Origin of the sequence: Streptomyces sp., from assembly GCF_031181555.1 — a bacterium.
In the GTDB taxonomy this organism is placed as follows: domain Bacteria; phylum Actinomycetota; class Actinomycetes; order Streptomycetales; family Streptomycetaceae; genus Streptomyces; species Streptomyces fimbriatus.
This window is the reverse complement of the sequence record NZ_JAPSKQ010000026.1, coordinates 35,721-42,987: the sequence shown is the minus strand read 5'-3', so window position 1 is coordinate 42,987 and position 7,267 is coordinate 35,721. Positions and strand designations below refer to the sequence as shown.

The 7,267-nt window shown below is 71.7% G+C and carries 7 protein-coding genes; 2 read left to right on the top strand and 5 right to left on the bottom strand.

Going from position 1 to position 7,267, the window contains the following annotated elements:
• Positions 1-17: 17 nt before the first annotated feature.
• Positions 18-632 carry a class I SAM-dependent methyltransferase gene (locus RIM90_RS08435; protein WP_309059962.1) on the bottom strand — a complete coding sequence of 205 codons (615 nt, stop codon included), beginning with the start codon at positions 630-632 and terminating at the stop codon, positions 18-20.
• A 460-nt stretch (positions 633-1,092) separates the two neighbouring features.
• Here RIM90_RS08435 and RIM90_RS08430 point away from each other — a divergent pair, with 460 nt between their 5' ends.
• On the top strand, positions 1,093-1,506 hold the full coding sequence (locus RIM90_RS08430; protein WP_309059961.1) for a roadblock/LC7 domain-containing protein: 414 nt from the start codon (positions 1,093-1,095) through the stop codon (positions 1,504-1,506).
• A 357-nt stretch (positions 1,507-1,863) separates the two neighbouring features.
• On the opposite strand, the gene RIM90_RS08425 is transcribed toward RIM90_RS08430, so the two are convergent.
• Positions 1,864-2,730: an acyl-CoA thioesterase II gene (locus RIM90_RS08425; protein ID WP_309059960.1), complete on the bottom strand. Its 867-nt coding sequence runs from the start codon at positions 2,728-2,730 to the stop codon at positions 1,864-1,866.
• 19 nt (positions 2,731-2,749) lie between these two features.
• Entirely contained in the window at positions 2,750-5,263 is a 2,514-nt protein-coding gene (locus RIM90_RS08420) for a DUF3516 domain-containing protein (RefSeq protein WP_309059959.1), read from the bottom strand.
• Between the two features lie 145 nt (positions 5,264-5,408).
• On the opposite strand from RIM90_RS08420, the gene RIM90_RS08415 reads away from it, so the two are divergent.
• Positions 5,409-6,203 carry a metal-dependent hydrolase gene (locus RIM90_RS08415; RefSeq protein WP_309059958.1) on the top strand — a complete coding sequence of 265 codons (795 nt, stop codon included), beginning with the start codon at positions 5,409-5,411 and terminating at the stop codon, positions 6,201-6,203.
• Positions 6,204-6,305: 102 nt separating this feature from the next.
• On the opposite strand, the gene RIM90_RS08410 is transcribed toward RIM90_RS08415, so the two are convergent.
• A complete protein-coding gene (locus RIM90_RS08410; protein ID WP_309059957.1) occupies positions 6,306-6,560 on the bottom strand; it encodes a type B 50S ribosomal protein L31 in 255 nt (84 codons plus the stop codon).
• A gap of 59 nt (positions 6,561-6,619) precedes the next feature.
• Entirely contained in the window at positions 6,620-7,090 is a 471-nt protein-coding gene (locus RIM90_RS08405) for a DUF5709 domain-containing protein (RefSeq protein ID WP_309059956.1), read from the bottom strand.
• Positions 7,091-7,267 lie beyond the last annotated feature (177 nt).

The window sequence follows — 7,267 nt, the reverse complement described above, 5'->3', positions numbered from 1 at the left end:
ACTCATGCCCCAGGAACTCACGCCCCGGGAACTCGGCTCCCGCGCACGGCGAGCACCAGGAACCGGGCGTCCTCGTCGGTGTACGACGTCATGCGCCACCCCGAACGGGCGAGCAGTGGACGCAGATTCGGCTCCGCGCGCAGGTCGTCCGGTGTGATCGAGCGGCCCTGGCGGGCGGCGAGCGCCGCCCTGCCGACCGGATGGAACAGCGCGAGCACACCACCGGGCCGCACCGCCCGTGCGAGCTCCCGGAGGTTCGCGGCGGGGTCGGGCAGATGCGCGATCAGGCCCGCCGCGAACACGGCGTCCAGCGCTCCCGAGCGCAGCGGCAGCGCGGCGACGTCGGTCAGCAGCAGTGCCCCCTCGCGGTCCCGTCCGGCCCGTGCCGCCTCCCGCAGCATCGCCGGGGTCAGATCCGCGCCGAGGACGACCCCCGAGGGTCCCACGGCCGCACGCAACGGAGGCAGCGCCCGCCCCGTGCCGCAGCCCGCGTCGAGCACCCGGTCGCCCTCGCGCAGCCCGAGCTCGGCGACCGCGGCCGCGTAGGCGGGGCCGTCGTCGGGGAAGCGGCGGTCCCAGTCGGCCGCACGTGCGCCGAAGAACTCCTGGACCTGTGTGTGGTCGTCGCTCATGCACCGCATGATCCCCCACCGGAACGGACGATGCGCTGTGCGCGCGTCCGAGCGTGACACGGTCGATCCGGCGCACCGCTGCGTCGTAGGCCAACAGCCTTCGCGACGTGCCTCCTTCGTGCGCCCGCGCCCCTTGACGTCCCGGGGCCACGGGACACCTGGACCGCGCCGCCCCGGGACGGCTCACCCCCGTTGTCGTACGCGACGGCCTGCCACCGGACCGGAGTCACGTGCGGGCTTCCGCCGGCGCGTACGGTGCGGAGCCCGGCGGTGCGGGTCCCGTACGAGCCGAACTCCCGCCACTTCGCGTCGGTCGTCTTCCGGCCCGTGGCTCCCATCCTCCTTGCCCGGCGCCCGGTCGTGGGGAAGGCTGGCGCGGGGACCCTCCCGCCAGGAGGGGACGGCACGCGGGGAAAGCCACGGGGAAGACCACAGGGAAGACCACGGGGAGAATCACGACATGGCGCAGAACCAGGGACTCGACTGGCTGCTGGACGACCTGACCCAGCGCGTCGAACACGTACGGCACGCGCTGATCCTGTCCAACGACGGACTGGTGACGGGCGCGAGCACGGGATTGCGCCGGGAGGACGCGGAGCACCTCGCCGCCGTGTCGTCCGGACTGCACAGCCTCGCGAAGGGCTCGGGGCGGCACTTCGGCGCGGGCGGGGTGCGCCAGACGATGGTCGAGTTCGACGACGCGGTGCTCTTCGTCACCGCGGCCGGCAGCGGCAGTTGCCTGTGCGTCCTCAGCGGAGCCGAGGCCGACATCGGCCAGATCGCGTACGAGATGACCCTTCTGGTCAACCGGGTCGGCGAACATCTGGACGTGGACGCCCGCCGACCGGATCCCGGCTCCTCCGCAGGCCTCTGACCTGGGCTTCCGACAGCCCCGTGGAGTTTTCCACAGGCTCGCCACGAAGCGTGACGGGGCGGCTACGGTTTTTCCGGGCGGGCGCACACGGCGCCGGCCGCCCACACTCCACGGGGGAGACGAGCATGTCCGGACACCACACCCTCACGCACGGCGCCGCCTCCGCCGTCACCGCCGAACGGGCCACGGCAGCCCGTGAGACCCGGATCGCGCCCTGCCGCGTGTCCCGGGGACCGGCTCTCGAACGCACCGCCGCTCCCGGGCCGCGGTCCGGCTCCGAAGGCTCCCACGGGCCCGAAGAACACCGCGAGCCCTCCCGCGGCCTGCTCGGCCGGTGGCGGCGCAGAAATCGGTGACCTACAGCGCCCGGAACAACCCTTCCTGGACGACGGACACCAGCAAGCGCCCGTGCAGGTCGTAGATCCGCCCGCGGGCCAGGCCCCGTCCGCCCGTGGCGATCGGCGACTCCTGGTCGTACAGGAACCACTCGTCCGCGCGGAACGGGCGGTGGAACCACATGGCGTGGTCCAGCGACGCCATGTCGAAGCCGCGCGGACCCCAGAGCGGTTCCACCGGGATCCGGACGGCGTCCAGGAGGGTCATGTCGCTGGCGTAGGTCAGTGCGCAGGTGTGCACCAGCGGATCGTCGCCGAGCGGACCGACCGCGCGCATCCACACCGCGCTGCGCGGCTCGGCGCCCTTGACCTCGTCCGGGTCCCAGCGCAGCCGGTCCACATAGCGGATGTCGAAGGGCTGGCGGCGGGCCATCCGCTCCAACTGCTCCGGCAGCGCGCCCAGATGCGCGCGGATCTCGTCCGTGACCGTCGGCAGCGACTCGGGGTCCGGGACCTCGCGGGCCGGCGGCAGCTGGTGTTCGAAACTCCCCTGTTCCGGCTTGTGGAAGGAGGCGGTGAGGTTGAAGATCGTGCGGCCCTGCTGCACCGCGGTGACCCGACGGGTCGTGAACGACCGCCCGTCCCGCACCCGTTCGACCTGGTACACGATCGGCACCCCGGGCCGGCCCGGGCGCAGGAAGTACGCGTGCAGCGAGTGCACGGGACGGTCGCCCTCCGTGGTGCGGCCCGCGGCGACCAGCGCCTGGCCGGCCACCTGGCCGCCGAAGACCCGCTGGAGGGACTCCTGCGGGCTGCGACCACGGAAGATGTTGACCTCGATCTGCTCCAGGTCGAGCAGGTCGACGAGGCTCTCGGCCGGGTTCGTCATGGGTGGGATTCTCCTGTGCTCACAACTGGCCGACGTCGGTGACGCGGACGACGGCGCGGCCCTCCGCGTCGGAGGCCGTGAGGTCCACCTCGGCGCTGATGCCCCAGTCGTGGTCGCCGTTCGGATCGTCGAAGATCTGCCGGACCCGCCACAGCGCGTTCTCCGGCTCCTCCTCGATCAGCAGCAGCTTCGGCCCGCGGGCGTCGGGACCGGTGCCGAGCTCCTCGTACTCCTCCCAGTACCTGTCCATCGCCTCGCCCCAGGCGCCGGCGTCCCAGCCCGACTCGGCGTCCAGCTCGCCCAGTTCCTCCACCTGGTCGAGCGCGGCCAGCTCGACGCGGCGGAACATGGCGTTGCGGACCAGGACGCGGAAGGCGCGCGCGTTGGCGGTGACCGGTTTGACCTGGTCGGCCCTCTCCTGGGCCTCCTCGGCGGTCATCTCCTCGGGATTGGCCAGCTGCTCCCACTCGTCCAGCAGGCTGGAGTCGACCTGGCGCACCGTCTCGCCCAGCCAGGCGATCAGATCCTCCAGGTCCTCGGACTTGAGGTCGTCCGGGATGGTGTGCTCCAGGGCCTTGTAGGCACCGGCGAGGTAGCGCAGCACGATGCCCTCGGTACGCGCCAGCTCGTAGAAGGACACCAACTCGGTGAAGGACAGCGCCCGTTCGTACATGTCCCGCACCACGGACTTCGGCGACAGCGGATGGTCGCCGACCCAGGGGTGGCTCTTGCGGTAGGTGTTGTACGCGTGGAAGAGCAGTTCCTCCAGCGGTTTCGGGTAGGTGATGTCCTGGAGGCGCTCCATGCGCTCCTCGTACTCCACCCCGTCCGCCTTCATCGCGGCGACCGCCTCCCCGCGCGCCTTGTTCTGCTGGGCGGCGAGGATCTGGCGCGGATCGTCCAGGGTGGACTCCACCACGGACACCATGTCCAGCGCGTACGACGGCGACTCGGGATCCAGCAGCTCGAACGCGGCCAGCGCGAAGGTGGACAGCGGCTGGTTCAGCGCGAAGTCCTGCTGGAGGTCCACGGTGAGGCGGACGATGCGGCCCTCGGCGTCCGGCCGGTCCAGCCTCTCGACGATGCCGCCGTCCAGCAGCGACCGGTAGATGGCGATCGCCCGCCGGATGTGCCGCAGCTGCTGCTTGCGCGGTTCGTGGTTGTCCTCCAGCAGCCGCCGCATCGCCTCGAAGGCGTTGCCGGGCCGGGCGATCACCGACAGCAGCATCGCGTGCGTCACCCGGAAACGGGACGTCAGCGGCTCCGGCTCGGAGCCGATGAGCTTCTCGAAGGTCTGCTCGGACCATCCGACGAAGCCCTCGGGCGCCTTCTTGCGCACGACCTTGCGCCGTTTCTTCGGATCGTCCCCGGCCTTGGCCAGCGCCTTCTCGTTCTCGATGACGTGCTCGGGCGCCTGAGCGACGACGAAGCCCTCCGTGTCGAAACCGGCGCGTCCGGCGCGGCCCGCGATCTGGTGGAACTCACGGGCCCGCAGCGTGCGCACGCGGTTGCCGTCGTACTTGGTCAGGGCCGTGAACAGCACCGTGCGGATGGGGACGTTGACGCCCACGCCGAGCGTGTCCGTACCGCAGATGACCTTCAGCAGTCCGGCCTGCGCGAGTTTCTCCACCAGACGCCGGTACTTGGGCAGCATGCCGGCGTGGTGCACGCCGATGCCGTGGCGGACGTAGCGGGAGAGGTTGCGGCCGAACTTGGTGGTGAAGCGGAAGTTGCCGATCAGTTCGGCGATCCTGTCCTTCTCCTCGCGCGTGCACATGTTGATGCTCATCAGCGCCTGCGCCCGCTCCACGGCCTGCGCCTGGGTGAAGTGCACGATGTAGACCGGGGCCTGCCGGGCATCGAGCAGATCGGTGAGCGTCTCGGTGAGCGGCGTGTACCGGTACTCGTAGGACAGTGGCACGGGCCGGGTGGCCGAGCGGACCACCGCCGTGGGGCGGCCGGTGCGGCGGGTGAGGTCCTTGTCGAAGAAGGAGACGTCGCCGAGCGTCGCCGACATCAGTACGAACTGCGCCTGCGGCAGTTCCAGCAGCGGGATCTGCCAGGCCCAGCCGCGGTCCGGTTCCGCGTAGAAGTGGAACTCGTCCATCACGACCTGGCCGACGTCGGCGTCCCTGCCGTCGCGCAGCGCGATCGACGCCAGTACCTCGGCGGTGCAGCAGATGACCGGGGCGTCGGCGTTGACGGACGCGTCGCCGGTGAGCATGCCGACGTTCTCCGTGCCGAAGATCTTGCACAGCTCGAAGAACTTCTCCGACACCAGCGCCTTGATGGGGGCCGTGTAGAAGGTGACCTCGTCGCGGGCCAGGGCGGCGAAGTGGGCGCCCGCGGCGATCATGCTCTTGCCGGAGCCGGTGGGCGTCGACACGATCACGTTCGCCCCGGAGACCACCTCGATCAGCGCCTCCTCCTGGTGGGGATAGAGCGTGAGACCGCGCTCCTGGGCCCAGGACTCGAAGGCTTCGTACAGGGCGTCGGGGTCGGCGGTCGGCGGCAGCTGATCGATGAGGGTCACGCCCCCATCTTGCCTGCCCTCCCGCTCGATGCGGGAATCGGATGCGGGCGTGAAGATCGCGAACGCTACGCTGTGTCGTCGGCGGAGCGTCAATGCGCGCGGTCAACTGGCCGCCGGTGGACGAGGAATGGGGCGGGCAGCGGCGATGATGGGACCAGCACACTCACTGTCGGGCGCCGCGGCCTGGCTCGGCGTCGGTGCGGCGACGGCCGCGGCCGGACACCCGATGCCCTGGCCGGTCCTCCTGGTGGGTGCCCTGGTCTGCGCCGGTGCCGCGCTCGCCCCGGACCTGGACCACAAGGCGGCCACCATCTCGCGGGCCTTCGGACCGCTGTCCCGCTGGCTGTGCGAGATCGTGGACAAGCTCTCCTACGCCGTCTACAAGGCCACCAGGAAGCAGGGCGACCCGCGCCGCTCCGGCGGGCACCGCACGCTCACGCACACCTGGCTGTGGGCCGTGCTGATCGGCGCCGGCACCGCGGTCCTGGCGATCACGGGGGGCCGCTGGGCGGTGCTGGCGATCCTCTTCGTGCACATGGTGCTGGCCATCGAGGGCCTGCTGTGGCGGGCGACCCGGGGTTCCAGCAGCGATGTCCTGGTGTGGCTGCTGGCGGCGACCAGCTCGTGGATCCTCGCCGGTGTCCTGGACGAGCCGGGCAACGGCTCCGACTGGCTGTTCACCGCGCCGGGCCAGGAGTACCTGTGGCTGGGTCTGCCGATCGTCCTGGGCGCGCTGGTGCACGACATCGGGGACGCGCTGACCGTTTCCGGCTGCCCGATCCTGTGGCCCATACCGGTGGGCCGCAAGCGCTGGTACCCGGTCGGCCCTCCGAAGGCCCTGCGGTTCCGGGCGGGCAGCTGGGTCGAGCTCAAGGTGCTGATGCCGGCGTTCATGCTGCTGGGCGGCGTGGGCTGCGCGGCGGCACTCAACGTGATCTGAGGCGTGCGAGCACGCTGCGGTGGCCGCGCCCGACGGACCGCGCCCGGCGGGCGGCGGTGGACCGGGCGGCGACACCGGCCGGCCCGGCTCGCCGCCGTCGGCTCAGCCGGCCCCCTCACCGCCGTACCGGCGCTCGAACCGGGCGACGCGGCCTTCCGTGTCCACCGTCCGGGCCTTGCCCGTGTAGAACGGGTGGCTCTCCGAGGAGATCTCCACGTCCACCACCGGGTAGGTCTCGCCGTCGTCCCACTCGATGGTCTGGTCACTCGTCGCCGTGGACCGGGTGAGGAAGGCGTAACCGGCGGCGCGGTCGCGGAAGACGACGGGGTGGTAGTCGGGGTGCTTGTCCTGCTGCATGGATGCTCCTCGGGCGACTTGGGCAGGCGCGACGACAGGGGGACGGCGGGTCCGGCGGGTCAGCCGGGCAGGGTGTCCTCGTCGACGATGTGCACGGCGGCCTCCTCGGCGGAGGCGGCCGCGCCGTCGATGCCGACGTCGATCGCGACCAGGGCCTCCTCCTCGTCCTCGTGCGCCCCTTCGTCGGGGGCCACGAGCCGGCCGGAGCGTGCGGCGCCGACCTCGTTGTCCAGGAGTTCGCCGTCGGTGTCCTGGGAGTCGCCCAGGCCGTCGCCGTCGGGTACGCCGACGTCCGGGAGCTCTTCGGAGAGCCGCTGGTCGAGTGTCTCTCCTCGCAGGCGCTCCGCCGCCGTCACTCCGACGTGCTCCACGGCCCAGGGCCGCTCGGGAGGGGACCAGCCCGGGTCAAGGGGGTCGTCGGTGCCCTCGAACGCCAGGGTGTCCTCGGTGTCGAGTACACCCGTATCCTCGAGCTGCCCGTCCTGCTGGGGCTGGTAGACGTCGTCTCCCCATCCGTCGGCGCTGTTCACGGGTACCTCCAGGGGGTGGGGACAGGCCCCTTCTCACCGCGGAACGCGGCGGGCCGCCGCTGCACGGGGCACTGGCGCCGCCCGTGCCCGGTCCGCCGGGCCCCGGGCGTTCCCCGAGCCGGTGCCTGACTCCAGCCTTCCACCGGTGTTCCCCACCGCGCAACGGCACGCCCCGGC

Excerpts from the sequence above, each read along its gene's own strand:
- RIM90_RS08435 (WP_309059962.1), bottom strand. The coding sequence starts at position 632 with ATGAGCGACGACCACACACAGGTCCAGGAGTTCTTCGGCGCACGTGCG.
- RIM90_RS08430 (WP_309059961.1), top strand. The coding sequence starts at position 1,093 with ATGGCGCAGAACCAGGGACTCGACTGGCTGCTGGACGACCTGACCCAG.
- RIM90_RS08425 (WP_309059960.1), bottom strand. The coding sequence starts at position 2,730 with ATGACGAACCCGGCCGAGAGCCTCGTCGACCTGCTCGACCTGGAGCAG.
- RIM90_RS08415 (WP_309059958.1), top strand. The coding sequence starts at position 5,409 with ATGATGGGACCAGCACACTCACTGTCGGGCGCCGCGGCCTGGCTCGGC.
- RIM90_RS08410 (WP_309059957.1), bottom strand. The coding sequence starts at position 6,560 with ATGCAGCAGGACAAGCACCCCGACTACCACCCCGTCGTCTTCCGCGAC.